This is a genomic window from Mesorhizobium sp. M0243 (genome assembly GCF_040321775.1).
Taxonomy (GTDB): Bacteria; Pseudomonadota; Alphaproteobacteria; order Rhizobiales; family Rhizobiaceae; genus Mesorhizobium.
Map to the genome: position 1 here is coordinate 79,901 of NZ_JAMYSF010000010.1, position 25,061 is coordinate 104,961.

Annotated in this window: 26 protein-coding genes; 11 read left to right on the forward strand and 15 right to left on the reverse strand. The window is 61.7% G+C overall.

Features of this window, described 5'->3' with window-relative positions:
* The first annotated feature begins 75 nt into the window (after positions 1-75).
* The 6 genes from NKJ11_RS15725 (at position 76) to NKJ11_RS15750 (ending at position 6,065) form a co-directional block, all read left to right on the forward strand.
* Positions 76-876 carry an SDR family NAD(P)-dependent oxidoreductase gene (locus NKJ11_RS15725; protein WP_352610107.1) on the forward strand — a complete coding sequence of 267 codons (801 nt, stop codon included), beginning with the start codon at positions 76-78 and terminating at the stop codon, positions 874-876.
* Between the two features lie 175 nt (positions 877-1,051).
* Positions 1,052-2,227 (forward strand): ABC transporter ATP-binding protein, encoded by a 1,176-nt coding sequence (locus tag NKJ11_RS15730; protein WP_352793718.1) that lies wholly within the window; start codon positions 1,052-1,054, stop codon positions 2,225-2,227.
* The gene (locus NKJ11_RS15735) at positions 2,224-3,054 is read left to right on the forward strand and encodes a carbohydrate ABC transporter permease (RefSeq protein ID WP_128302635.1); all 831 of its coding nucleotides are present in this window, start codon (positions 2,224-2,226) and stop codon (positions 3,052-3,054) included. The genes NKJ11_RS15730 and NKJ11_RS15735 overlap by 4 nt, the downstream gene beginning before the upstream one ends.
* Before the next feature lie 95 nt (positions 3,055-3,149).
* A complete protein-coding gene (locus NKJ11_RS15740; protein WP_352609949.1) occupies positions 3,150-4,445 on the forward strand; it encodes an ABC transporter substrate-binding protein in 1,296 nt (431 codons plus the stop codon).
* 112 nt (positions 4,446-4,557) lie between these two features.
* Complete coding sequence (locus NKJ11_RS15745; RefSeq protein ID WP_128302633.1) at positions 4,558-5,472, forward strand: carbohydrate ABC transporter permease; 915 nt, start codon at positions 4,558-4,560, stop codon at positions 5,470-5,472.
* A 59-nt stretch (positions 5,473-5,531) separates the two neighbouring features.
* A complete protein-coding gene (locus NKJ11_RS15750) occupies positions 5,532-6,065 on the forward strand; it encodes a hypothetical protein (RefSeq protein ID WP_352793720.1) in 534 nt (177 codons plus the stop codon).
* Positions 6,066-6,109: 44 nt separating this feature from the next.
* Here NKJ11_RS15750 and NKJ11_RS15755 read toward each other — a convergent pair whose 3' ends face one another.
* The 10 genes from NKJ11_RS15755 to NKJ11_RS15800 form a co-directional block, all read right to left on the reverse strand.
* Positions 6,110-6,703, reverse strand: coding sequence for a hypothetical protein (locus NKJ11_RS15755; RefSeq protein ID WP_352793722.1), 594 nt, complete (start codon positions 6,701-6,703; stop codon positions 6,110-6,112).
* Positions 6,700-7,290 carry a L,D-transpeptidase gene (locus tag NKJ11_RS15760; RefSeq protein WP_352774188.1) on the reverse strand — a complete coding sequence of 197 codons (591 nt, stop codon included), beginning with the start codon at positions 7,288-7,290 and terminating at the stop codon, positions 6,700-6,702. The genes NKJ11_RS15755 and NKJ11_RS15760 overlap by 4 nt, the downstream gene beginning before the upstream one ends.
* Positions 7,274-8,437, reverse strand: coding sequence for a CpaE/TadZ family protein (locus NKJ11_RS15765; RefSeq protein ID WP_352774186.1), 1,164 nt, complete (start codon positions 8,435-8,437; stop codon positions 7,274-7,276). Before NKJ11_RS15765 ends, NKJ11_RS15760 begins: the two co-directional genes overlap by 17 nt.
* Entirely contained in the window at positions 8,434-9,021 is a 588-nt protein-coding gene (locus tag NKJ11_RS15770) for a TadE family protein (RefSeq protein WP_352584239.1), read from the reverse strand. The genes NKJ11_RS15765 and NKJ11_RS15770 overlap by 4 nt, the downstream gene beginning before the upstream one ends.
* Positions 9,022-9,062: 41 nt before the next feature.
* Positions 9,063-9,557 carry a TadE/TadG family type IV pilus assembly protein gene (locus NKJ11_RS15775; protein ID WP_128302627.1) on the reverse strand — a complete coding sequence of 165 codons (495 nt, stop codon included), beginning with the start codon at positions 9,555-9,557 and terminating at the stop codon, positions 9,063-9,065.
* Positions 9,558-9,564: 7 nt separating this feature from the next.
* Complete coding sequence (locus NKJ11_RS15780) at positions 9,565-11,106, reverse strand: TadE/TadG family type IV pilus assembly protein (protein WP_128302626.1); 1,542 nt, start codon at positions 11,104-11,106, stop codon at positions 9,565-9,567.
* A 51-nt stretch (positions 11,107-11,157) separates the two neighbouring features.
* Positions 11,158-11,448: a hypothetical protein gene (locus tag NKJ11_RS15785; protein WP_128302625.1), complete on the reverse strand. Its 291-nt coding sequence runs from the start codon at positions 11,446-11,448 to the stop codon at positions 11,158-11,160.
* The gene (locus NKJ11_RS15790) at positions 11,435-12,877 is read right to left on the reverse strand and encodes a type II and III secretion system protein family protein (RefSeq protein WP_352774181.1); all 1,443 of its coding nucleotides are present in this window, start codon (positions 12,875-12,877) and stop codon (positions 11,435-11,437) included. The genes NKJ11_RS15785 and NKJ11_RS15790 overlap by 14 nt, the downstream gene beginning before the upstream one ends.
* 54 nt (positions 12,878-12,931) lie before the next feature.
* Positions 12,932-13,972, reverse strand: coding sequence for a Flp pilus assembly protein CpaB (gene cpaB / locus NKJ11_RS15795; protein ID WP_352584244.1), 1,041 nt, complete (start codon positions 13,970-13,972; stop codon positions 12,932-12,934).
* Between the two features lie 89 nt (positions 13,973-14,061).
* Positions 14,062-14,274 carry a Flp family type IVb pilin gene (locus NKJ11_RS15800; protein ID WP_352584246.1) on the reverse strand — a complete coding sequence of 71 codons (213 nt, stop codon included), beginning with the start codon at positions 14,272-14,274 and terminating at the stop codon, positions 14,062-14,064.
* A gap of 530 nt (positions 14,275-14,804) precedes the next feature.
* Between NKJ11_RS15800 and NKJ11_RS15805 the strand changes: the two genes are divergently transcribed.
* From NKJ11_RS15805 to NKJ11_RS15825, 5 genes are read left to right on the forward strand one after another with little or no spacing between them, the layout of a single operon-like run.
* On the forward strand, positions 14,805-16,193 hold the full coding sequence (locus NKJ11_RS15805; RefSeq protein ID WP_352584248.1) for a TadA family conjugal transfer-associated ATPase: 1,389 nt from the start codon (positions 14,805-14,807) through the stop codon (positions 16,191-16,193).
* Positions 16,193-17,164, forward strand: coding sequence for a type II secretion system F family protein (locus NKJ11_RS15810; RefSeq protein WP_352584250.1), 972 nt, complete (start codon positions 16,193-16,195; stop codon positions 17,162-17,164). The genes NKJ11_RS15805 and NKJ11_RS15810 overlap by 1 nt, the downstream gene beginning before the upstream one ends.
* Before the next feature lie 50 nt (positions 17,165-17,214).
* The gene (locus NKJ11_RS15815; RefSeq protein WP_502905798.1) at positions 17,215-18,132 is read left to right on the forward strand and encodes a type II secretion system F family protein; all 918 of its coding nucleotides are present in this window, start codon (positions 17,215-17,217) and stop codon (positions 18,130-18,132) included.
* A gap of 53 nt (positions 18,133-18,185) precedes the next feature.
* A complete protein-coding gene (locus NKJ11_RS15820; RefSeq protein ID WP_352584254.1) occupies positions 18,186-18,728 on the forward strand; it encodes a tetratricopeptide repeat protein in 543 nt (180 codons plus the stop codon).
* Position 18,729: 1 nt separating this feature from the next.
* Positions 18,730-19,269, forward strand: a complete 540-nt coding sequence (locus tag NKJ11_RS15825) for a prepilin peptidase (RefSeq protein WP_352584256.1) — start codon at positions 18,730-18,732, stop codon at positions 19,267-19,269.
* A gap of 183 nt (positions 19,270-19,452) precedes the next feature.
* Here the strand turns inward: NKJ11_RS15825 and NKJ11_RS15830 are convergent, their stop codons facing one another.
* The 5 genes from NKJ11_RS15830 to NKJ11_RS15850 are packed head-to-tail and all read right to left on the reverse strand — an operon-like array spanning position 19,453 to position 24,962.
* Positions 19,453-20,388: a nucleoside hydrolase gene (locus NKJ11_RS15830; protein WP_352774178.1), complete on the reverse strand. Its 936-nt coding sequence runs from the start codon at positions 20,386-20,388 to the stop codon at positions 19,453-19,455.
* An 8-nt stretch (positions 20,389-20,396) separates the two neighbouring features.
* Positions 20,397-21,410, reverse strand: a complete 1,014-nt coding sequence (locus NKJ11_RS15835) for a nucleoside hydrolase (protein ID WP_352793724.1) — start codon at positions 21,408-21,410, stop codon at positions 20,397-20,399.
* Between the two features lie 11 nt (positions 21,411-21,421).
* Complete coding sequence (locus NKJ11_RS15840; RefSeq protein WP_352793726.1) at positions 21,422-22,408, reverse strand: ABC transporter permease; 987 nt, start codon at positions 22,406-22,408, stop codon at positions 21,422-21,424.
* Positions 22,396-23,436: an ABC transporter permease gene (locus tag NKJ11_RS15845; RefSeq protein ID WP_352793728.1), complete on the reverse strand. Its 1,041-nt coding sequence runs from the start codon at positions 23,434-23,436 to the stop codon at positions 22,396-22,398. Before NKJ11_RS15845 ends, NKJ11_RS15840 begins: the two co-directional genes overlap by 13 nt.
* Entirely contained in the window at positions 23,433-24,962 is a 1,530-nt protein-coding gene (locus NKJ11_RS15850) for an ABC transporter ATP-binding protein (protein WP_502905799.1), read from the reverse strand. Before NKJ11_RS15850 ends, NKJ11_RS15845 begins: the two co-directional genes overlap by 4 nt.
* Positions 24,963-25,061: the final 99 nt, after the last annotated feature.

Genomic DNA, 25,061 nt, shown 5'->3' on the forward strand with positions numbered 1-25,061 from the left:
GCAGTGTTCGAATTTATGGTATGCATCTCCATATCAACAGAACGCATTCCGTCACCAAGCAGAGAGAATACGACCATGCCGGCTGTCTCCGTCATTCCTCCAGTGCTTGCCGAACTCGCGGGCAAGCGTGCCTTCGTGACGGGCGGCGGCGCGGGGATCGGTCGCGCTATCGCGACCGCCCTGACGCGGCAGGGCGTCGCCGTGGCGATCGGTGATCTGGATCCCGACGCGGCACGCAAGGCGGCTGAGGAAATTGGCGGCGATGCCGCCGCCGTCACGGTCGATGTTCGCCGCCGCGATTCCGTCGAGACGGCCTTTGCCACTGTGCTGGAAGCGCTAGGCGGCTGCGACATCCTGATCGCCAATGCCGGCGTGTCCACCATGCAGCATGCGCTGGACCTGACCGACGAGGAGTGGGACTTCAACTTCTCCGTCAATGCACGTGGTGTATTCCTGGCAAATCAGATCGCTGGACGGCATTTTGTCAAGCAGGGCACGGGCTGTATCGTCAACACCGCCTCGCTTGCGGCGAAGGTCGGTGCGCCGCTCCTGGCGCATTATTCGGCGTCCAAGTTCGCCGTGCTCGGCTGGACGCAGGCCTTTGCCCGCGAGCTCGCGCCCAAAGGGATACGCGTCAATGCCGTCTGCCCGGGGTTCGTCAAGACCGGCATGCAATCGCGAGAAGTCGAGTGGGAGGCGCATCTGCGGCAAGTCACGCCCGAACGGGTGGTCGCCGACTATATCGCGCAGACGCCGCTCGGCCGGCTCGAGCTGCCGGAGGATGTCGCCGACGTCGTCGTCTTCCTCTGTTCGGATCAAGCCCGCTTCATGACTGGCCAGGGGGTCAACGTGACCGGCGGCGTCTACATGACCTGACGGCTTTTGGCGGCTGTAACCGGATCCTGATGCTGGCACGCGCCATCCAAAAAAAGTGAACACATATGATCAGAAGGCAGGCTTTCAATGTTATATTTTGTTCTCTAAGATGACCGTTCGCTCGACTCCGGCCTTCGGCGTTCAGCCGGGTCAGACGGGTTCATGAGGAAAGTCTATGGCGTCTATCGAGCTCGATCGCGTTTCCAAGCTCTACGGCAATGGCAATTACGGGGTGCATGAGGTCGATCTCACCATTCCTGACGGTGAATTCGTGATCTTTCTCGGCCCGTCGGGATGCGGCAAGTCGACGACGCTGCGGATGATTGCCGGCCTGGAGAGTATCTCTTCCGGCGATCTCCGCATCGGTGGCAAGAGCGTCGCCAATGTCGCGCCGCGCGACCGCAACGTCGCGGTGGTTTTCCAGAGCTACGCGCTCTATCCGCATATGTCGGTGCGGCAGAATATGGCCTTCGGGCTGAAGATGCGCGGCACCGACGCAGCGGTCATCGATGCCAAGATTGCGGACGCCGCTAACCTGCTCGGGCTGCAGAATCTTCTCGGCCGCAAGCCGGCAGCGCTTTCGGGCGGCCAGCGGCAGCGTGTCGCGCTCGGTCGGGCGATCGTTCGCGAACCGGCGGCCTTCCTGCTTGACGAGCCGCTGTCCAACCTCGATGCGCAGCTGCGTGCAGAGATGCGGCTCGAACTCGTCAAGCTGCACCGGCGCCTTGGCCGCACCATCGTCCATGTCACGCATGACCAGGTCGAGGCCATGACCATGGGCGATCGCATATGCATCATGCGCGATGGTCGCCTGGTCCAGGCCGGCCGGCCGCTTGAAGTCTATGCCGACCCGGTCAACACCTTCGTCGCGCGCTTCCTGGCGACGCCGCCGATGAACCTCATTCCGGCCACGCTTCAGCCCGCACCTGGCGAAGGGCTCTCCGTCGTGACCGACAGTGGTGCCGTGCTTACCGTCCCCGCCCGCCACCGCAACGCCTATGGCGAGCGTGTCGGGCGCCGCGTCATTCTGGGCGTTCGAGCCGAAGATTTCCACGAACGCGCCGACAAGCCGGACTGGCAGAAGATTGCCGTACGGGTCGTGGCCGTCGAGGCTCTCGGCGCCGAGAACGTCCTGATCGGCCAGATTGCGGGTCAGGCCACCGGCATGGATGATGCCCACCCCGCCGGAGACGACAAGCCGTTGGAAATCGCCGCCCGCCTGAGCCGTTATTTCACGGCGCCCGTCGGCTCGATCGTCGAGCTCTACATCGACCCGTTGCCGATGCACCTGTTTGATCCCGAGACCGAACTGGTCATCGCACGGCCGAGCCTCATGGGGGCCGCTCAATGACCAGCATGGACGGAAACGAACGGCCTGCCTTTCGCCGCCGCTTCGGCCTGCATTTCGGGCTGATTGTCGTTTGCGCCATCGTGCTGCTGCCGCCGCTCTGGGTACTGCGGACGAGCTTCGTGCCCGAGCAGCTATCCTACAGCAACGAGCTGATGCCGGCCTTTACGACGGACAATTATTCGGCGCTGCTGTCAGGTCGCTTTGGTCAGTCCTACCTCAACAGCCTGATCGTCGCGCTCGGCTCGGTTCTGCTCGCTTTGCCTTTCGCCGCCACCACCGGCTATGCCTTCGCCCGCTTCCGTACGGGCGGTCGTTGGGCGCGCTTTGCGGTTCTGGCGACGCAAATGCTGCCGCCCGTGGCGCTTGTGCTGCCGACCTTCACGCTGTTCCGAAGCCTGGAGCTCAGCAATTCGCTGACCGGGCTGATCATTGTCTATGCCGCGCTCAACCTGCCTTTCCTGACCTGGATCCTGATGGGCTTCTTCGAAGGCATTCCAGTCGATCTGGAGTGGGCGGCGATGACCGACGGCGCGACCGCCTGGGGCGCCTTCTGGCGCATTGTGCTGCCGGTGTCGATGCCCGGTATCGCGGCCGCCGGCGTGCTCGGTTTCATCCTGGCGTGGAATGAGTTTTTGTTTGCCCTGGTTTTGAGCGGGCCGAAGACGGCGACCATACCGGTTGCGCTCGCCGCGTTGCAGACCTCGAACGGCGTCCAGATCGCCAAGGTTTCTGCCGGCGTCGTGCTTGCCATCCTGCCGCTGGTCGTGGCTTCCCGCTTCATCCAGCGTTTCATCGTCCAGGGCTTGACGTTCGGCAGCGTGAAATAGGCCGGCCGCTCCGAGAGCCGACATGGCTCGCTAGCCGGTTAGGAAATCGTGGCGGGATCACCGCCGCGTCCAGAGGGAAAGAGGAGTAGAGAGTTATGACTTGGAACAAGCAGACCTTGATCAAAATGCTGATGACGGCCGTGAGCGGGGCAGCTGTTGTCAGCGCATCGCTTCCGGCCAGGGCGGCTGAGCCCATCACCTTGCACGCCTTGATGGAGGACGTGCCGGAAACCAAGATCATCGAAGCGCTGTTGCCCGAATTCGAGAAGCAGACCGGCATCAAGGTCGAGTTCGAGAAGATCGGCTATCCCGACATGCACGACAAGCTGGTGTCCCAGCTGACCGCGCCGCAGAGCTACTACAATGTGCTCGAGGTCGACTTCCTGTGGGCCGGCGAATTTCCGGCCGCCGGCTGGCTCGCCGATCTGAAACCCTTCGTCGAGAAATCCAAATACGATCTGAGCCCCTTCATTCCCTCGACGCTTGACCTGCTCGGCCGGACCAAGGACCAGCTGTTTCTGGTGCCCATGTACAACTACTCGATGGGCCTCCTCTACCGCACGGACCTGATCGGCGACGAGAAGCTCAAGGCCGCCTACAAGACGGCAACCGGCAAGGAGCTCGCTTTGCCGACGACGCTCGAAGACTATGTGAGGATTTCCAAATTCATGAAGGCCAATGCCGGCGTCGCCGGAGCCGCGATGCAGGGCCAGCGCGGCGATCCCAACAGCATGGAATTCTCCAATTACCTGTTCTCCGCCGGCGGCAGCTATCTCAATGCCGACGGCAAGGCGAGCCTCGACACGGCAGAGGCCAAGAAGGCGCTCGATCTCTATGTCGACAACATCCAGCACGGCGCCCAGCAGGGTGCCGTGTCGGCGACGCTCGATGACACCATGCGCCTGATGTGCAGCGGTTCGGCCTTCAGCATGGTCACCTATTGGTGGATGCTGCCGCAGATGGACGATGCCGTGAAGTGTCCGACGGTCGCCGGCAAGGTCGGCCTGTCGGTGATGCCGGGTGGCCACGGCGAAAGCGGCGGTTGGGGCTGGGGCATTCCCAAGAACACGTCGCCGGAAGAGCAGGAAGCCGCCTGGACCTTCATACAGTGGGTGCAGAGCAAGGATGTTTCGGTGAAGCGCGCGCTCGAGGGCCACGCGCCCGTGCGCAGCGATGTTTATGCCGATGCGGCGGTGCTGGCGAAATATCCCTTCTACAAGACCGCCGAGGATGTGGTGGCGACCGGCAAGTCGTTCCCGATCTTCACCTATTCGGCGCAATACGAGGATCTGCTCGGTACCCAGCTCTCGCTGGCGGCTGGCGGCCAGGCGACATCGGACGCGGCGCTGAAGGCGGCTTCCGACGGCCTGCAGGGGCTCCTCGACAAATAGCGGTCCGGCTCGGCAAGGAGATCCGGCGCGGCGGTGTCAGCCGCGCCGGACTTGTCCAGACCCCGGATCTTGACGAGATCAGCAACGCCACCCCGACCAAGGCTCGGCTACGATGCACAATGCGATCAAAAAAGGATGGGCTGCCCGTGGCCGCGAGTGGCGGACCGGCTGGGCCTTTGCCTTGCCCGGCCTGCTGCTGCTGGCGATCGTGATGGGCTTTCCGCTGGCCTATGCCTGCATCCTCTCGATCTCCTCGATGACCTTGATCAAGCCGCAGCTTCTGCCGCTTGTCGGGTTCAAGAATTTCGCCTCGATGATCGGCGATGAGCTGTTCTGGAACGCGCTCTGGCTCACCGTGCGCTATTCGGCGGTGACGGTTGTCGGCGAATTCGTGATCGGGCTCGGTATTGCCCTGATGCTCAACCGGACGGTCCGGATGAAGCCGGTCTATTTCGCGATTCTGACCATTCCCATGGCGATGTCGCCGATCAGCGTCGCCTTGATCTGGCGCATGCTGCTCCAGCCCAATCTCGGCATCGCCAATCATCTGATGGAAACGTTCGGCCTGCCGCGCCTCGACTGGCTCGGCACGCCAGGCATGGCGCTCTGGACGATGGCGGCGATCGACATCTGGCAGCAAATGTCCTTCGTCGTGCTGATCCTCGCCGCGGGGCTCGCCGCTCTGCCGCGCGATCCCTATGAGGCAGCTGAAGTGGATGGCGCACGCGGCTGGCAGCAATTCTTCTACATCACGCTGCCGATGCTTCGGCCGGTCGCGGCGATCACCATCATCATCCAGCTGATCAACGAGTTCCGGACCTACGATCTGCCCTATGTCCTGACCAAGGGCGGGCCAGGCAATGCGACCGAAGTGCTGAGCTTCTTTGCCTATCGCCGTGCCTTTCTCGGCCTTTCGCTCAACGAAGGCGCGGCAGCCGCGTTCGTGCTGCTGCTGATCGTCCTTCTGCTCACCGTGATCTTCTTCGCCGTCCTCGAACGCTCGCAATCGGGAGAGGGCAGGAAGTAGGCTGTTAAGCCTTGAGCAATCTATGCGGTCTATCCTGGCTTGCAGATTGTCGAGGGAACATGAAACGCAAGCCGCTTCTGCTTTTCGCCTTTCCGTTTCTCATTCTGGCGGTTCTGGCAGGGGAGCGCGTGGCGACCTTGTTGCTGGGCACCTATCCAGCCAGCCCCACCGCATGGTGGCTATGGCTTGAACTGCGCCCTCTGTCGACGGTGCTTTGGCAGCAGGTCGATGTCTGGCTGGGTGGTTCCATGGCTGTCGACGCCGTCATTCTTGCCGCGGCAGCGATCGTCTGCTGGGTGGCGTGCCACACCAAAAAGTCGGCATTCTCGTTCCTCGCCAACCACGTCGCCTTGATTTTCGCTGGCCTGATGATCGCCGTCGGCAGCCATTCGGAAACGGCGAGCACGATTGCCGAATTCACCTCGCCCAAGGGTCTTCCGTATTCGCTGGCCGTCGATTTCACCTTGAAGAACAGCCTGGTTCTGCTTTTGGGCATCGTGGCCTGTGCCTACTGCCACATCGTCTTCCTCACTGAGGCGCGGGAGCGGTCCGTCCGGGCCATCCGTATCCTGGCGCTGCAGCGCGATCTCTAGACCGATCGCCACCTGCAACCCGCCCGCTCCGGGCTCGGCCGGGTCTAGTTGATCCGGCGGTAATAGACCTTGCCGTCGGGCTGCTGGATGCGCTGGTAGTTGGAGCTTGGAGCAGGGGGCGAGGCCGATGCAATTCTCCTCCTGGGTGCGGGCGCTTCGATGACGCCGGGTTCGCTCGCGCTCTCGCCGTCGAGCGCTTCGGGCGCTTGCGCCAGCGTGCTGGTGGCGAATTCGGACGGTTCTTCCGCACCCGGCATGGCCTCGCCGCTGGCGACCGGTACATTCTGCCCCAGCCGGGCAATGCCGGCATCGATCTCGTTGAAGCTGCCTTGCAACTGGCTGTCCAGTTTCTCGAACCGGCTCTGGAAGCCGTTGTTGACCGTGTCGAGCCGGGCCGCGATCCGCTGCTCGAACGCGCCGAGCTGCTCCAGCCGCGCTTCGACGAAACGCAGGTCGCTCATGCCCCGATAGAGATAGACCGCGGCCGCCATGTTGATCGCGGTGATCAGAAGCGCGCCACCGGCGACGATGACGGCGATCGTCTTTGCCTTGCTGGGTTTCCCGGTGGCAGCCGGTTCGCGCTGTTCCTGGTTTCCGATGTCGATCGCCGGCATGTCCGGTTCGCTGATCATCGTCATTGGACCACCACCTTTGCGCCGACCGCGACGCGTTTGAAAAGATCGATCACATCCGTGTTGGTGAGACGAAAACAACCCGATGTCCCGTCGAAGCCGACACCCGACGGGTCGTTGGTGCCGTGTATGCGGTAGAGCGTGTCGCGCCCGTCCCGCGACAGGTAGAGCGCCCTTGCGCCGAGCGGATTGTAGGGGCCGGCGGGCACCATTTTCGGCAGCTCCGGCTGGCGGGCGCGCATTTCCTGCGGCGGGCGCCACTCCGGCCATTCGGTCTTCGCCCCGACCTTGACGATTCCGGTCCAGCCGAACCCGTCGCGCCCGACGCTGATCTGGTAGCGCAGCGCCTGGCCCTGGCGGGTCACCAGGTAGAGCGCCTTCTCGTCCTTGCGGATGACGATCGTGCCCGGCTGCTCGGCGGTCGCGAAGGCAACCGCCTTGCGCAGGCTGGGTCCCATCGCCGGCAGCGGCGGCCGCTCCGAAAGTGCTGATCGCGCCTCGGCGAAGTCGTGGACGGACAGCGCCAGCGCCACGCCGAGCACGCAGGCGCCGGCGAGCTTCGGGGCGATCCGAGATCTATCGGGCAGCGTCATCGAGCCGCTCTTTGAACATCCGCTTCAGATCCTTGTTGAAGCGCGCGCGCCCATCCACTTCGGAAGGCGGGATGGCCCTGTTCAGCGCGTCGGTCAGGAGCGCGTTGTCGAGCGCGACCGACTTGATGTGCGGCGCCTTGAAGATCTTTTCGAGCTCGCTGCGCGAAAAATGGTTCCCGAACCATTTGCGCTTGTGCTTGTTGGCGACCAGCGTGATCGAGACCGCATTGCCGCGCAGCTCGCGGATCTTCTTGTAGAGCCGCTTGCCTTGCCGCAGCGAAGCGACGTTGAGTTCGAAGACGATGAAGATCTCGTCGCTCGTCGACAGCACGGAATTGTGCCAGGGCGTTTCCAGATTGGGCAGGTCGATGACGATGTCGTCGAAGCGGTAGGCGACGAGGTCCAGAAGCCGGAAGACGAAATCGCTGCCATGCGGCTCGAAGGGCAGTTCCGGCCGCTCGAACGCATAGAGCGTGAGCCCGGACGGGCGCGACAGCTTGATGACGTCCATCAGCTCGACATCGAGCCGCTCCGGCTGGCCGATGATGCCGGCAAGGTCGAACTGGTTGAACAGATTGAGATAGGCGCCGCAATTGGCGCTCTGGAAATCCAGGTCGACGAGACAGGTGGACGCCGCGCGCTCGGCCGATTTCGAAGCCAGGAATTCGGCCGCCGACAGCGCCAGCGTCGTGGCGCCCGCGCCGCCGCTGGCGCCGATGAAGGTGATGATCCGGCTCTTCGTTCCCTGGTTGCCGGTGTCGTGGAAGGTCACCGCATTGAGCAGCTCCTTGCCGTCGAGAGGCTTGTGCAGCCAGTCCGAAGCGTTCATGCGCACCAAAACGCGCGTCTGCTCCGAACTCAGCTCGTCGGAAACCGCGATCAGCGGCACGCTGGCCCACAGCGCGCGCGCCTCGACGATGCCGGGCCTGCCGAGCAGCTCGCCATTGCCGAGATCGAGGATGACGATGCCCGGGCGCGTCTCGGCCGGCGGACCTTTCAGAAAGTCGCTCGTCTCGGAAACCCTGACATCATAGATCGCCAGCGCATCGAGCCGCGTCGCCACATCGCGCTTGAAATTCGGATCCGACGAAAACAGCGCCACCTGCTTGCGCTTGGTCGGCGTAACCTTGGTGTTGATGGCATTCATGGCCAGGTACTCTTTAGGTCTTCGCCCGTAACCGTGCTCAGCATGGAGGGCATGGTGATGTTCCCGAATCCGAGCAGTCCGCCTAGGAAGAAGAACTGGAAGGGATGATTGGTGATGCTGACAGTGATGGTCGGCACCGGCCCGCTGGGACGCGTCCAATAGCCGAGACCGGACGCCTGATATTGTATCCGCACTTCGGACTTAGCCAGCATTGGCAGGAATGTCTTCATTCCGGCCCGGCTGCTGTTGCCGCTGAAAATGAAATCAAAGGCGGCCTGGCTCACATTGAGGTTCTGACACGTAGCGCCTGTGCCGCAAATGCAAGAGACGCTTCCGGCGGTATTGGCCGTGCAGATATAGTTATAGGTGTTTGCGGCCACCGCAGTGCCGACTTTGGTTACATCGCTCTGCGTTATCGTCTCGGCCAGGAGCCCGCTGGCGACGGGTGTAGAAATCTGCGCCAGCCTTGCGCCGGCTTGCACCGCTTTATTCCCTGCATTCCATTGGTAAAACGCATAGCCGAAATCGACGAAGCCAAGCAGAAGCGTCAACAGCAGCGGCATTGCAATGGCCATTTCGACCATTGCCGCTCCAGACTGGTTAGCCCAAAACTTGGTGCGTCCCGTCACCATCCAATGACTCGTTCCTGATGGGATACGCTAAGGGTCAGGGCCCCAAAGCCAAGATACGACCAGAATCCAACGCCCGGATAAGAATAGGACGTGCTGACGTCCACGACGTCGACATTGGCCGTGCTGCTAAGATAAAGCTGCGTGCCCGTGGCCACATCGACCGCCGGCGTGGACAAAGCTTTGGTGATCAAAACTGTGGCTGGAAGCCATCCGGTCACCCTAGCGCTACCGCCAGCGACCGCCCCATTGGCGGCAAGGTTTTGAGCCCGCGCCTTGCAGGTATCCCAATCGCTGCTGCATCGTGCCATGTAGCGACCCGCATCCTCGACGCCGGCTTCGAGAAGCAGGCGCGTGTTCAGGATGTTGGAGAACTCAAACACACCAGCCGATAACAGCAGCACGAGTGGTGCGGTAATCGCGACTTCCACCAAAGCAGCGCCACTTTCGTCGCCTCGGAACCGCCCAATGATTTTGCCGAACCTGGTCATGTCGACTTTACCGATACAGCTGGGCTTCGTTGCGGAATGCTTTGTCTAGAAGGGTGTTGTTGGCAAACCCTCCATCGACGTCGACGATCTCCAGACTGATGGGCTTCTCGCCGGCCGTGGAGTCCTCATCGTCCTTGCTGTTGTCCTGCTTCTGGATCGGGCTGTTCAAAAAGACGCTGGCATAGCCGTCCGGCTTGAGCTGGATATGGCCATTGATCTTGGCTCGGTTGGCAATGCAGTCGACGATCGCCATGTTGAGCAGCCGGCGATCGGGATCCAAGTTCGGCGTCGCGCCTTTGAAGCAGGCTGGAACGCCGGTTTCCTTTGTCGGCGCGAGGGACTTGTCCCCGACGAGCCCGTTCGCGATCTCGTATTTATAGACGTCATATCTGGAAGCCGGCACAGCGGCGCCGGTCGGGTTGGTGGTGCTAGGGACGTTGGGATATGACGCACCATGATTGATCTGCCAATAATTGCTGCGGTCCCATGTCGAATTCGTCATGCCCGTGGCGGAATCGAAGCTATCGCCCGGCGGCAGCGCCATGGCCGTTCCGTCTGTGTTGGGTGTGTATTTGTTGCAGTTAGCGGTCTTGTCCACGCCCTTGCGCACATTGGTTGCCGGCCGATATGCCCAGTCCTTGTCATGTGACTTAAGCGAGGAACTGTAGATGTCGAAGCGGACGTTGAGCCCAGCATTGACCTGACCCAAGGTGACGCCGGTTTTCGTGATGAGCTTGTCGCGTTGATAGCAAGTGCCTGCGGTACCGGTAGCCAGGGCGTCGCGCAGTGAGGCCAGGCTGTTGTCGATCAGCCCGAAATTGCCAGGGCCAGGATTCGAGTCAACCTTGAGAATACGGTACTCGCGGCTATAGGTGAGGCCGGCGGCAAAAGCCTGCTGGATGGTCTTGCTGGTTAACGGGTCGGTCGTCTCGAACGGATTGCACATGAAGATTGGCACCGTTTCGCAGATCGACTGGACAAATCCGGCCACAGCCTGGGGCCGGATGTCGAACGTATTGTTGCTGCCGACAAAGCTGGCCGGAAAAATTGTCGCGAAAGCACCGGGGCCATCCGCCAGGCCGGAAGCGTTCACCGTCACCAGAGAGAATGTCACGGCTTTGGGGTCGGTGCTTGCCCAGTTCACGCCATTGGTGTCGACACCGGCGGCATTCAACCCGATGCTGTCGTCGGCAGGTATTCCGGTCAGATATGTGACGGTCACATCAGCCACGCCAAGCGTGTGATCGTGAGAAGTGGGATCGTCGGAGGTAGAGAATTTGGTTTTGTTGGTAAGTAGGGTGGTCTTCGCCAAGTTGGCCCGAGTGATTGAATCGGCTCTGCCGTCCAGTTCCGCCGCTACAGCAAGCGCGAGCGCATCGACACCTTTCTGCAGATCGTTATGCAGTCCGTTGGCCCGGCTCATATCGATTGCCAGCAGAGCGAAGCCGATGATCACCGGCAGCATGATAGCCACGAGGATCATCGCAACGCCGCGTTGATCGTTCCAGAAGGCCCGAATGGTCCCCAACATGACCTTGCTTTCTCTCATTGCGCCAGGGCCCCTCGCATGCCCGGCGCCCTCCGCATCCTTCCGTTCAGTTCACTGCGTCACGCCCGACCCGCCGACATTGACCGTGATCGCCGGCGGCGGCGGCGGTGGCGGTGGAAATTTGTAGTTACGTGCGACAAGTGCGGCGCGCGTGCCGTCGCCTTCGATATGTGTGTTCCTGGACGCCGGGTTGAGCGGGTCGACCGTCTGCAGCATCGAATTGAATTTCTGCGTGTCGCCGGCGGCCAGGGTCACCGTGTCATAGTGGTTCAGATAGTCCGCGGCGCAACCCGACAGCGCACCGGCACAGAGAATGAGGATCAAGGCGCTATTTCTTGACATAGAGCATCTTGTCCTTCGATTTGAAGTCGAGCATGTGGCCATAGGGGCCGGTGACGCCTTCGCCCAGTTCATATTTGCGGACCATGTCCTTGGTCACTTCAAGCTGGCCCAGCACGAAGAATTCCGGATCGTTGGCGGGCCGTGTCTTGTCGAACGGCGTTGCCAGCTGCTCGCCGGGCTTCACCGGCCGCACGATGTGCGGCGTGACGATGACAACCAGCTCGGTCTCTTCCTTCTGGTTGCTCGAATTGCGGAACAGCGTTCCGATCACAGGCACCTGGCCGAGCCATGGCACCTGCTCCTGAAGCTTGGTGGTCTTGCTGGACAGCAGCCCGCCGACGGCGAAGCTCTGCCCGTCGCGCAATTCGACGACGGTGGCCAGCTTGCGGTTGGTGAAGATCGGGTCGCCGGCGGTGGTGAAGCCAGTCAGGTCGCTGACTTCCGGTGCCAGCCTCATGTGGATCTTGCCGTCGTCGAGTACCACCGGTGTGAACATCAGATTGACGCCGAATTGCTTGTACTCGATGCTTATCTGGCCATCCTTGTCGAGAGTACGGATAGGCACTTCGCCGCCGGCATTGAAGCTGGCTTCCTCGCCGGAAAGCGTAGTGAGGTTGGGGTTGGCGAGCGTGCGCACCACGCCCTTGGCTTCGAGCGCCTCAATGTACAAATCGACTTTGATGTTGCTATCAATGACGCGTGTCAGCAGTGCGCCAAACGGAGAGGATACAGACAGCAGGTTGCTGAGCAATCCTCCAGTGCCTAAAATCACGTTGTCTTTATCGGCAGCGGCGATGCCTGTTCCGACCTGAGTGGAGCCGTCGCGGTTCGTGGTTTTGATCGACACGCCGAGATCGCGGCCGGCGTTGCGCTTGGCTTCCAGCACGCGCACTTCCAGATTGACCTGCTGGCTGTCGTCTACGATGACCGAGTTGATGATGGCATCGGGTCCATATTGCTGCGCCACCTCCAGGATCGCCGCCAGCGTGGGGCCGTCCTTGACATGGCCCCCAAGCCTGACCCTGCCGTTGACCGAGCCGATTTCGATGCGCGACTTTGGCGCCACCTGGCGGATCGCCTGCGCCATGTCGCTGACATCGACGCCGACCTCGATCTGCAGGGCGCCGAGCGAACGCTTGTCCGTCGAGAACAGGTTGACCGTGGTGGTACCGGCCCCCTTGCCGATGACATAGAGCGTGCGGTCGGTCATCGGCTGGGCATCGGCGATCTTCTCGTCGCCGACGACGATGTCGCCCAGATTGGCGCTCACCTGGATCGTCACCGATTGCGACATCGGCAGGAAAACCCGGTGGACGCTGGGGGTCGACACGTCGATGAAGCGGTCTGCAGCCTGAACGGCGAAGCTAAACGACAGCAACACACAGAAAAAGGCCAGAACGGTGGTCAGTGATCCCCGAAATACGCGCATTAACACTACCCCCTCGCCGGCTGATTCGCTCTCCACGTATCTGATATGCCGGTGTTATTTTTGTCGCGGCACATCATATGTTTCAAGCTTTATACCCCGAAAGACACCGACTGTCGCCCGCGCCGGTGGTTCCGGCTGCACATATTTGACCACTTCCTTGACAACTTCTTTCACCTGCGGCTCAGCTGCCACAGCCGGCGCCGGTTTTACCTTGCCCAACTCATCGAGGCGGCTTCCCACTTTCTCCACAGCCTGGGTCAACCCGGCGATCTTGTCTTCGGCGCGCTTGCGCTCGGCTGCAGCCGCGGCTTCCGCCGCTGCCTTCCTGTCGAGCTCCGCCTGCCTGGCGACGACATCGGCCGGCGTCTCGCCGGTCAGGTCGGAAAGCGTCACGCGTTCCGTCGTCTCGCCCTTGCTGGCCGCGGCCTGGCGAAGCGCCAGCGACAACTGGCCGGCCCCTGCCGCCAGTGTCAGCTTCTGCGCGTCCCTGGTGCTGGCCTCCAGCGTCACGGACTTAACTACCGTCGGGCTGTCCTTGCTTTCGTCGGCCACCTGGTCGATGGCCAGCACCTTCATGCTCTGCAGCAGCACGTCGACGAAACTCTTGTCCGTGCCATCATCGCCGCGCGCCGTGCGGGTGAGTAGAATATCGACTCGATCGCCCGGGAAAACGAAGCCGGCAACGCCGAGCACGTCATTGACGCGGATGGAAACGGCCTTCATGCCTTCGCCAAGCACTGCCGAAAGTGTGGCGCGTTGGCCGGGGCCAGTAATCTTGGTAGCAAGAATCGGCTCATTGACGCCGATCGCTTGCAGTGCCTGCTTGGCACCGTCACCTGCTAACAGGTCTTTCGTTGTCTTGAACGCCCCGGCCGGAACCGCACCAGCAGGCCATGCGACTTCGCGCAATTTGTCTGCGCTAAGCGCATCGCCGAACTTCAGCGGCATCGCCGCAACGACAACCGTGCTGCCTTGGACGATGCCCGTTTGCGCAATGGCGCTTCGCTGACCAGCGAGCCATATGTTGACAAGTACGACCGCGAGAACGCCGAACACGCCGGCGAGCACGATCATGATCAGTGTGTTGGCACGCATGAACCCCAAGCCCCAGCAGACGCGGGAATTCGCCCGCAGCGATTTGAATCCAGGCCCGGAAGGTCAATTCCGGGCCTGGGGATTATCGATCAGCTGCCGGCACCAGTAGCGCAGGCGCCGACGCCGCTGGCTTGCATCGCTGCGCAAAGACCGGTGAAGCGGCCCGTTACCCACCCGCCAATGCCGATGATGAAACCAATCGCGGCGACCGCGATGATTCCGATCAGGATGGAATATTCGACCATGGCAGCGCCGTTTTCATCGTCGCGGAACTGCCGGGTCATCGTCATGAGCTTGTTCATGTCAATTTCTCCCTTGGAGTTTGAACCCGACGAGACAGAGCAAGAGATGAAATCCATACCCAAGCATCCCCCGTCATCTCGATCCTAGGTCCCGAGAAAACGCAGAGTCAAACGACATTAAGGGTTCCTTAACTTTCATGTACCTGATTCGGCAAGAAGATTGCAAAGCAGAATCTCGGCAAGGGATTGATTCGTTTGAATTTTCAATCTCCCTTAACCATTCGTTCACAATTTGGCCGCGGATGTGGCGGAATTAGGGAAGTATTAGTCATAACGCATATTCCTTTATATCTAAGGGGTTAGGGGGCAGTTCTTGCCGGGCTTTCCCGACAAGGACCGGGTGAACCGAAACTCGTGGCAAATGGGGAAGCCCCCAGCGCCGACCCGCATCAAATAAACAAGGGATTGCCAGCTCTTGCTCTTAACTATGTCTGAAGTAATGACCGTACGGAGGGCATCCAGGCGCTTGTGTCGTCGTTGGTTAACGTTTAGTTTCCGCTAATACGCAGCCGAGGGGAGTATAAGCGACTATGCTGGGGCGGTTCATCAAGGGACCAGGCGATCCGAAGGTCGAGGCAAGAGCCGAGCCGACAGCAGCGCTGACTGTTGTTCCAGCACTATCTCCGGCCCCCGAAATCGAATCGTATGGTGACGATTTCCTGACGCTCAAAGTCGAGCTTCATCGCCATTTGATTGATCGCTTCAATCTGACCGCTCTTGAAAATGCCTCCAAGGATGAGATCCTGAACGAGATCCGCCCCATCGTGCGCGAGTTCGTTCGTGCTCGTGCGGTGCCGCTCAATGCCCGCGAACTCGATCTGCTGACCAGCGACACTGCCGACGAGATGCTGGGACTTGGGCCGATCGAGCCCCTGCTCAAGGACGATTCGATTACCGACATCCTGATCAACACCCACAAGCGCGTTTTCATAGAGCGGCGTGGTATTGTCGAAGAAACGCCGATCCGGTTTCGCGACGAGGCGCATCTGTTGCGCGTCATCAACAAGATCGTTTCGGCCATCGGCAGGCGTGTCGATGAATCGTCGCCTATGGTCGATGCCCGCCTGGAAGATGGATCGCGCGTCAACATCGCGGTGCGGCCGGTCTCGGTCGACGGTCCCCTGGTGTCGATCCGCAAATTCTCGAAAAATCCATATTCACTCGAGCGTTTGATGGCGTTCAATTCGATCCGCCCGCCGATGATCGAATTGTTGCGGATCGCCGTGCAGGCGCGCAAATCGATCCTGGTTTCAGGCGGCACCGGCAGCGGCAAGACCACCTTGCTCAATGCATTGTCGAGTTACATCCCCTCGAAGGAGCGCCTGATCACCATCGAGGATGCGGCCGAACTGCAATTGCAGCAGCCGCATGTCGGGCGCCTGGAGACGCGTCCGCCCAATGTCGAGGGTCGGGGTGAGGTGCGCCAGCGCGAGTTGCTCAAGAACGCGCTGCGCATGCGGCCGGACCGCATCATCGTCGGCGAGGTGCGCGGCGAGGAAGCCTTCGACATGCTGCAGGCGATGAACACCGGCCATGAAGGCTCGATGACCACCATCCATGCCAACACGCCGCGCGATGCGATCTCGCGGCTGGAGCAGATGGTGGGCATGGCCGGCATGCCGATGACGCATGATTCAATCCGCGCGCAGATCGCGTCGGCCATCGACATCATCGTGCAGACACAGCGTCTTTCGGACGGCGGCCGGCGTGTCACCTCCATATCGGAACTGACCGGCATGGAGGGCAATGTCGTGCAGCTCCAGGAAATCTATCATTTCGTCCGCCGTGAGGTTACAGCCGAGGGCAAGGTCATCGGAGATTTTCGCGCAACCGGTGTCCGTCCGCGCTTCGCTCCGGAGGCCGCGACGCTTGGTCATCATTTCGCCAAGGACGCCTTCAACCCGCAGGTTGCCCTCTGATGCCGACCGGTCAAGCTCTGCTCTACTTCATCTATATGCTTGCGGCGGCTTCACTCATTCTCGCCGGCGAAGCCCTTTATCTTTCCTTTGCCGGCCGCCGCTCCCGGTCCATGGCAGTCAATCGCCGCCTGAGGCGGCTCGCCGGCGAGGTTCCGGCCGAACAAACGTTACAGGGATTGCTGCGGGAGCGTGGCCTCACGGACTCCGGCGATTTTCTTTTCGGCATGGTCTGGCTGAACAGGCTCTATACCCAATCCGGCATTACCGGAAATCCCCTGACCTTCGCCGCAACGTTCCTGTTTGCGGGGCTGGCGATGGCGTTGCTGCTGGCGTTCCTTTTCAATGTCTCCACCTTGGCATCGCTCATTGTCTTTCTGGTCGTCGGGCTCGTCTTGCCGCTTCTCGTCCTCCGGCGTGCCCGCAACAAACGAATTCAGAAGTTTGCCAAACAACTGCCGGATGCGCTCGACATGATCGTTCGTTCGCTGCGCGCCGGACACCCCGCTTCGGTCGCCATCGGTCTGGTCGCGCGCGAAATGCCGGATCCGCTCGGCACCGAGTTCGGCATCGTCTCCGATGAGATCACCTTCGGTCTCAGCATCGAGCAGGCCGTGCGAAAGCTTTCGCAGCGTGTCGGCTTCGAGGGCCTTCAACTGCTATCGGTGTCGCTGTCGATCCAGGCCAAGACCGGCGGTAATTTGACCGAAATTTTGTCCAACCTGTCTTCTGTACTCCGCGAAAGGCAGAAGCTTCGAATGAAAATCCGGGCGCTTTCCGCCGAGGGGCGCGTGTCGGCCTGGGTCATATCACTGTTCCCCCTCGTTATGTTCGCGGTCCTCCAAATAATTTCCCCATCTTATTATGGGGGCGTGTGGCACGACGAACTAATATTCCCAATCTTCACATTATTCGGGATGTTGGCTCTGCTAGGAGATTTTATCATGTATCGGATGGTGAATTTCGATTTCTGACAGGAGCGAAGAATAACTTGTCTCCATATATTCAGGATATTGGTTTCTTGGTGTCTATCGTCGTATTTGCGGCGGCGGCGTCCTTTTTCCTGTTCGGTGCGCTTGTCTTCTTGCCGGCTCTGCAAACACGAAAGCTTGTCGCGCAGAGCTTGATAGGGGAGGGAATTACAGACCGCCGGTCCATGCTTGGACAAGACGTGCTTGCCAAGGTTGCGGCGCAGCGGCCGGTCGACGCATATTTCAAGTCGATCGAGAAGGAACGCGATGAGCCAAATGCTTTGGAAGCGAAGCTCTTTCGCGCCGGCTTTTATAAATCAAGCGCGCCACTGCTTTATACTCTGTCCCGTCTGGTCGCGGTCTGCCTGGGGTTTTTGGCCATCTATGCGCTTTTGTCTCGGATACTTCCGCCACAACTGCCAGGTTTCATAACCTTTGCTGGATCTGCTCTGTTTGGCCTGGCCTGCATGGTGATTCCGAGCATCATGCTCGATCGCTTCGAGAACGGTCAGAAACGAATCTATCGCCGTGCCTTTCCCGACTTCATGGACATGATGATCACTTGCGCCGATGCCGGTATGAGCCTGGAGGCGGCGGTCGAACGTGTCAGTCATGAAATGGCTGCCACCCACAAATGGCTGGGAATACAGCTGTCGATCATGAATTTGCAACTGCGTGCCGGCAAGCCGTTGCGGGAGGCACTACGGGAACTCGCCGATCGCATCGGTCTTGAGGAGGCGAGGGCACTGGCGGTGCTGTTCCGGCAATCGGAAGAACTCGGCACCAGCCTTACCGATGCCCTGCGTGTTTATAGCGCCGAAATGCGCAGTCAGAGAATTCTGAGTGCCGAGGAGCGCGCCAATGCACTCCCGGTGAAGATGATGATTCCGTTGGGCCTCTGCATCTTCCCAGTCGTTATGATGGTGATAATGTTGCCGGTCATCATCCGGATGAAAGGCATTTTCTTCTAGTTTGCTATATGATTTTATCCTAATGTGAGTCGGGGGGCCAGGGGACACAATTTATGAAGAGGGTTATCGCGGCCGCGGCCTGTCTGCTCATGGCGGTGCTTGCCGGCTGCCAGACGGCGGACGTAACCGACGGTGTCGTTCGCACCAACGAACCGTCGAAAGGCGACCTGACGTCTTTTGGCGATGCTTTCGACGGGCTGAAGACGGTCAGCGATGTCGAATACTATGCCTCGGACCAGGCTGTCGCCGAAGCCAAGAACCAGTTCCGTGCCGAGAATTACGGCAATGCCGGCGCGCTGTTCTTCAAGGCGACGCAACTGGCGCCCAATGATGGTAACGCCTGGATGGGGCTGGCCGCCTGCACCGACCGGATCCACCGCTTCGACCTGTCCGACAAGGCCTATGCCAGGGCGTTCAAGCTGGTCGGCGCGACGCCCGAATATTACAACAATGTCGGCTATTCCTACCTGCTGCGCGGCAAGCTGCAGGATGCGCGCTCGAACTTCCTCAAGGCTTACGAACTGGCGCCCAACGACCCGACCGTCGCCAACAATCTGAAGCTTTTGTCGTCAAGCGTGCAGAACGTCGAGCGCTAGCATGCTGCTGGTCGAGGCGCTGCTGCTGAAGGTGCTCGCCATCCCTCTGCTGGCAAGGATTGGCTGGCTCGATTTCACCACCCAGAAGATTTCCAATCGCGACGTGCTGCTGCTGCTCTGCCTGGGCGCCGGGGGCCTGCTGTTGCTGTCGCTCCAGTCCGGCTCGTGGTGGGACATGGGGCTGAGCGCTCTCGCCGGACTTCTGCTGTTCGTCGCGCTCTTCCCCTTCTGGGCCTTGCGCAAGATCGGCGCCGGCGATGTCAAGCTGCTGGCAGTCGTGCCATTCCTGATCGGCGGCAGCGATCTCGCGGTGTTTTCAGTGCTGCTTCTGGTTTTCGCCCTGGCAACCGCGGTGATCGTGAAAAACCCGTTCATGCTGCCCGCGGGCGCTTTTCGGCTTGTCGTGCAGCATCTGGATCGCAAGGGAGTGGTGCCATTCGGCGTGCCGATCGCGCTGGCCGCGATCTGTACGCTGGCGTTCCTGATCTACAGGAGTTTGGTACTGGCGAGCAGTTCTGGAATTCTCAACCAGCTCAACTGACCCTGACATCTCACGCGGCTGAATTTGTCAGGGAGATTTGACGGAGCATCAAACGAAAAACCCGCCTGTGCGGCGGGTCATTGGCGCAAATCTGCACCATAGACAAAAATGTACCATAGCTGAGGGCAGGAAGTCAAGAAAAGATTCCTATCGTGAAACGCTGCCGGCGCTGCGGCGCTCCGTTCAGTCCCGCAGCAAATCGAACATCAGCTTGAAGAAGCGGTCCGCGTCGACCCCATGGGCGATGCGGGCATTGTCCTTCTCGCCGCGCTCGCCCCAGTAATCGGCGATGGTCGCGCCGAAGGCGTAGGTGCCGGACAGATCGACGCCGATATGGGCAGGGCGCGTGCGCACCAATGTCGGGTCGATGGCCAGCGCCAGCGCAAGCGGATCGTGCATGGCGCCGCCGACGCCCATCGAGTTGCGGTGCAGCTTCTCGTAGAACAGCAGCCAGTCGTTGACGAGCCGGCCGAGCGGCGTGTCGATGGTGGCGAGTTCGGCATATTGCGGCGCCTCGATCAGCACCTGCATGGTGACGTCGAGGCCGACCATCAGGATCGGCACGCCGCTGTCCAGAACGATCTTCAGCGCTTCGGGGTCGCAGAACGCATTGAACTCGGTCGGCGTGATGATCTCGCTCTTGCGGTAGAACACGCCGCCCATCCAGATCAGCTCCTTGATCTTGGGCAGCACGTCTCGATGCTTGAGGATCATCAGGCCGATGTTGCTGAGCGGGCCGGTCGCAACGACCAGGATCGGTACGGGCGCGGCGCGCAGTCTGTCGGCCAGGAAATCGACGGCGTGCTGGTCAACCGGCTTGATCGTCGCCTGCGGCAGGTAGGGCGAGCCCTCGAGCCCGCTTGGGCCATCGGCGGTGCCGAGCACCAGCGGGCGCGCCAGCGGACGGTGACAGCCCTGCGCGACAGGCACGTCGCCGGCGCCGATATACTCCAGGATGCGCAAGGCATTGGCGGTCGTCTTCTCGACTTCCGCATTGCCGCAGGTCGTGGTGACGCCGAGTAGCTCGATGGCCGGCGAGCGATGCGCCATGACCAGCGCGATGGCGTCGTCGTGGCCGGGATCGCAGTCGAACAGGATAGGGGTTGGCTTGGTCATCATGTCGTCTTTCACGCCGCCCGCTCGTAGCGCGCTATGGTTTTCTTGAAGCCGTCGAGGAAACGCCGGCCGTCGAGGCCGGTACAGATGCGGGTGGTCTTGGGCCCGCCGCCGGGCAGCAATTGCCGGCCGCGATAGGCGACGGTCTGGCCGCGCGCCAGCCTGCCGTCGAGCACGACATCGGCGAACAGCGGCTCGGTCATCGTCGCCAGGCCCGGATCGAAAGCCAGCGCCACGGTGATCACGTCGTCCATCGGGAACCCGACGAGGTCGAAGAATTCGCGCCAGATGTCGATGTAGATCGGGAAGCTGTCGGCGATCATCTCAAGGACGGGATTGTCCCTTGCCACGGCCTGCATGTCGGCGATGTCGTCGCGCGTCAGCATCGAATCGGCGACGCGGTTGTCCTCGCAGATGTCGAGCGGCACGAGGATCTTCTCGACATCGGCGTTGAGCACGATGCGCGAAGCCTCCGGATCGGCCCAGATGTTGTACTCCGACAGGGGTGTGATGTTGCCCGGTGTCTGGAAATTGCCGCCGAGCACGATCATCCGCTTGAGTGCACCGGTCAGTCCCGGCTCCTGCAACAGCGCCATCGCCGCGTTGGTCAGCGGGCCGGTCGTCACCAGCGTGATCTCGCCCGGATTGGCCATGACCGTGCCGATGATGAAATCGACCGCATGTCCCGACGTGGCCTGCCGCACCGGCGTCGGCGCCGGCGGGTTGAACTTCTTCAGGCGATCGCCGAAACGGGCAACGAGCCGTTTTTCGAAATGCACCGGCGCCTCCATGTCGGCCTTGGCGTTGCCGACGATCGGCCGCCACGCGCCGGCGTGAACCGGGATGTCGTCACGCCCGGCGAGCGTCAGCGTGTTGAGGACGACGTTGGTGACCTGTTCGATCGGGCCGGCGGCACCGGTCACGGTGGTCACGCCCTCGAGCCGCAGCTTGGGATTGACCGCTGCAAACAGCACGGCGAGAATATCGTCGCCGGCCGAATCCACGTCGAGGATTATGCGTTCCATAAAGGCTTCCTTCACTGGGGATTTTTGCGGCCGGGTTCGGTGTTCTTGTCTACCGACAGCAGCTTCCGCATCGATTCCAGCGTCTCGGCGATAACCCTTGGACGCGCCCGGTAGGACAGCGCGAACAATGCGATCAGCGCGACGACGTAGGGGACGGTGAGAACCAGGTAGGACGGGTAGCCGAACGTTTGCAGGCGCAACGAAAAAGCATCGGCGAAGCCGAACAGCAGGCAGCCGGCCAGAACCTTCAGCGGATCGCCGTTGGAAAAGATCAGGATCGCCACCGCCATGAAACCACGGCCCGACGACATGTTTTCGGTGAACATGGTGATGTAGCCGAGTGACAGATGAGCGCCGGCGAGGCCGGCCAGCAATCCGCACAGCAGGGACGCGATGTAGCGGACGCGGGTGATCGAGATGCCGAGCGCCTCGGCGGCTTCCGGCTTTTCGCCGACGACGCGGATATAGAGGCCGAGCCGCGTCCGGTTGTAGCAGACGACCAGCAGCGGCACGGCGATGAAGGCGACATAGACGAGCGGCGTGAAGCCGGAGATCAGCGGCGCCCATGAGCCGAGAAGGTCGCGGGCACCGGGCAGCTGGACTTTCGGCAGGCCGACGATGCCGTGTCCGACGATCGAGCCGCGCGTGCCGAAGATCGCTTTCATCAGCGAGATCGTCATGCCGCCGGCCAGGATGTTGAGCGCCAGCCCGACGACCACTTCATTGGCCTTGAAGCTCACCACCAGGACGGCAAAAACCAGGGCGAAGACGAGCGCCGCCACGACGCCGCAGGCGACCCCCGCCAGCGCGGAACCGGTCCAGATCGAACCAAGGACGGCGAAGAAGGCGCCGACCAGCATCTGCCCCTCGAGGCCGATGTTAAAGATGCCGGCCTTGGTGGTGAACGAGCCGCCAAGCGCGACCAGAAGGATGGGCGCAGTGGTGCGAAGCGTCGCAGCGATCAGCGCGACGTTGATGAGCTTGTCTAGAATTTCCATCGCCGCTCCCCTGCCTGGCTGTCGCCACGCTTTCTCACCAGCACCTGGGCCGACACGCTGAGGATGATCAGCGCCTGGATCACGGTGATGATCTCGCGCGACGCGCTGGTATCGACCTCGAGCAGCAGCGATCCGTTGCGCAGGGCGCCGAAGAACAGTGCGGTGAAGATGGTGGCGACAGGCGAGCCATTGGCAAGCAGGGCGGCGATCAGCCCGTCGAAGCCGAAACCGGGGGCAAATCCTTCCATGAAGCGGTGATGGACGCCGAGCGTCTCGACGCCGCCGGCCAGCCCGCCGACGGCCCCCGAAAGCAGCAGGACCAGGAAACCCTGCCGTTTCACGTTGACGCCGCCATATTCGGCGAATTTCGGCGCCGAACCGACCATCGTGACGCTGTAACCCCATTTGGTGTAGCGGAAGACAAGGGCTGCGCCGACCGCCAGCACCAGGCCAATGACCAGGCCCCAGTTCAACCGCGAAAAGGTGAAGATCTCCGGCAGATAGGAAGTCGCCAGGATCGGCGGCGTCTCCGACCAGCCGCCCGGCCGCTTGAACAGGAAAATGGTGAAGTAGGACGTGAGCAGCACCGCCACGTAGTTCGACAGGATCGTCGAGACGACCTCGTTGGTGTTGTAGCGGGCGCGGAAGTAGGCGGGGATGGCGACCCAGGCCGCGCCTGCCACGACCGCGAGCGCCAGCGCGGCCAGCGTGTGAATGCCCGCGGGCAGGGGCATGGCAAAGCCGACCCAGGCGGCAGCGAAGCCGCCGAGGAACAGCTGGCCCTCGATGCCGACGTTGAACATGCCGCCGCGCAGGCCGATGCAGGCGGCGACACCGCAGATCAGGATCGGCGTCGTCTGCAGCAAGGTCCCGGCGATCTTCTCCTGATCGCCGAAGGCGCCGCGCAACAGCGTCATGAACACACGCAACGGGCTTTCGCCGACCATGAGGATGATGATCGCGCCCATCAGCAGCGCCACGCCGATGGCGATGACCTGGCCGGAAACGGCACGCAAATGGTCTTTCATGATGCGGTCTCCGCGGCGAATTCCGGCGCGGCCACGCCTGCCATCATCATGCCGATGCGCTCCTCGTCGGCATCGTCGCCGGCGACCTCGCCCATGATCCGCCCGTTGAACATCACCAGGATGCGGTCGGCAAGGGCGGCCAGTTCGTCGAGCTGCACGGAAATCAGCAGGATCGCGCGGCCGGCGGCCCGCTGGCGCATGATCTCATCATGAATGGCCTCCTGGGCGCCGATGTCGACGCCGCGCGTCGGCTGATCGATCAGCAGGAAATCGGCGCCGTTGGTGAATTCGCGTGCCAGAACGACCTTCTGGATGTTTCCGCCCGAAAGCCGCTTGACCGCATCGCCGGCTGCGCGCGCGCGAATATCGAAGCTCTTGATCAGCGTTTCGGCGTTTTGATTTATGGCATTCCAGTTGAGCATGCCGCCGCGGCTCCATGGTGCGCGATGCTGGCGGCCCATCAGGGTGTTGGCCGCTATCGAAGCGTTGCGATCGACCCCGCGCACCATGCGGTCGCCTGGAACATGGGCGAGGCCTGCCTGGCGGATCGCGGCGGGGGAGAGAGCGGTGAGATTCCGGCCCTTCAGCCACGCCCCGCCATGGCTTGCCGGTCGCAGGCCCGAAAGCACTTCCGCCAGCTCTGTCTGCCCATTGCCGGCCACACCCGCGATCCCCACCACCTCGCCGGAGCGGACCGTGAAACTGGCATCGCGAAGGGCCGGCAGCAGGCGATCGTCGCGCGCCCACAGGTCCTTGACTTCGAGCACCACGTCGCCGTGCAGCGACGCACGCGCCCGGCGGTCGAAGCTGACCTCGCGGCCGACCATCATGTGCACCAACTCGTCCTTGCTGAGCTCGGCCGTCGGCCGGGTCGCCACCTTCCTGCCATTGCGCAGCACCGTCACCGTGTCGGACACTTCCATCACCTCTTCCAGGTGATGCGAAATGAAGATCACCGTCATGCCTTCGGCCACGAAGCTGCGCAGTGTCTGGAACAGTTCACGGCTTTCCTGCGGCGTCAGCACGGCGGTCGGTTCGTCGAGGATGATGGTGCGCGCGCCGCGCACCAGGACCTTCAGGATTTCGATGCGTTGCTCTATGCCGACCGAGAGCAGCCCGACGCGCTCGGTCGGATCGACCTGCAGGCCGAAGCGCTTCGACAGGTCGCGCGTGCGCGCAATTTGTGCGGCGTGGTCGATCAGCCCATGGCGACGGATTTCCATACCGAGAAAGACGTTGTCGGCAACCGAGAGCGAGGGAACCAGCTTGAAATGCTGGTGAACCATGCCGAGGCCGGCCTTTATCGCCACGGACGGGTCGGCGATCACGATCTCTTCACCGTTCAGCCGGATCGAGCCTTCGTCCGGCTGCAAGAGGCCGAACAGGATGTTCATCAGCGTCGTCTTGCCGGCACCATTCTCGCCGATGATGGCGTGGATCTCGCCGCGGCGGACCGCAAGGTCGATGCCGTCATTGGCGACGAATGCGCCAAAACGCTTGGTGATGCCAGTCAACTCGACGGCCATCGCGGCATTGCTGTGGAGGGTCGGCGACCCCGGCGTGTTCGACAACGTGGCTCTCGCAGATTGGACACTGATCCGCCGCGGCAAGCCGCGGCGGATCAG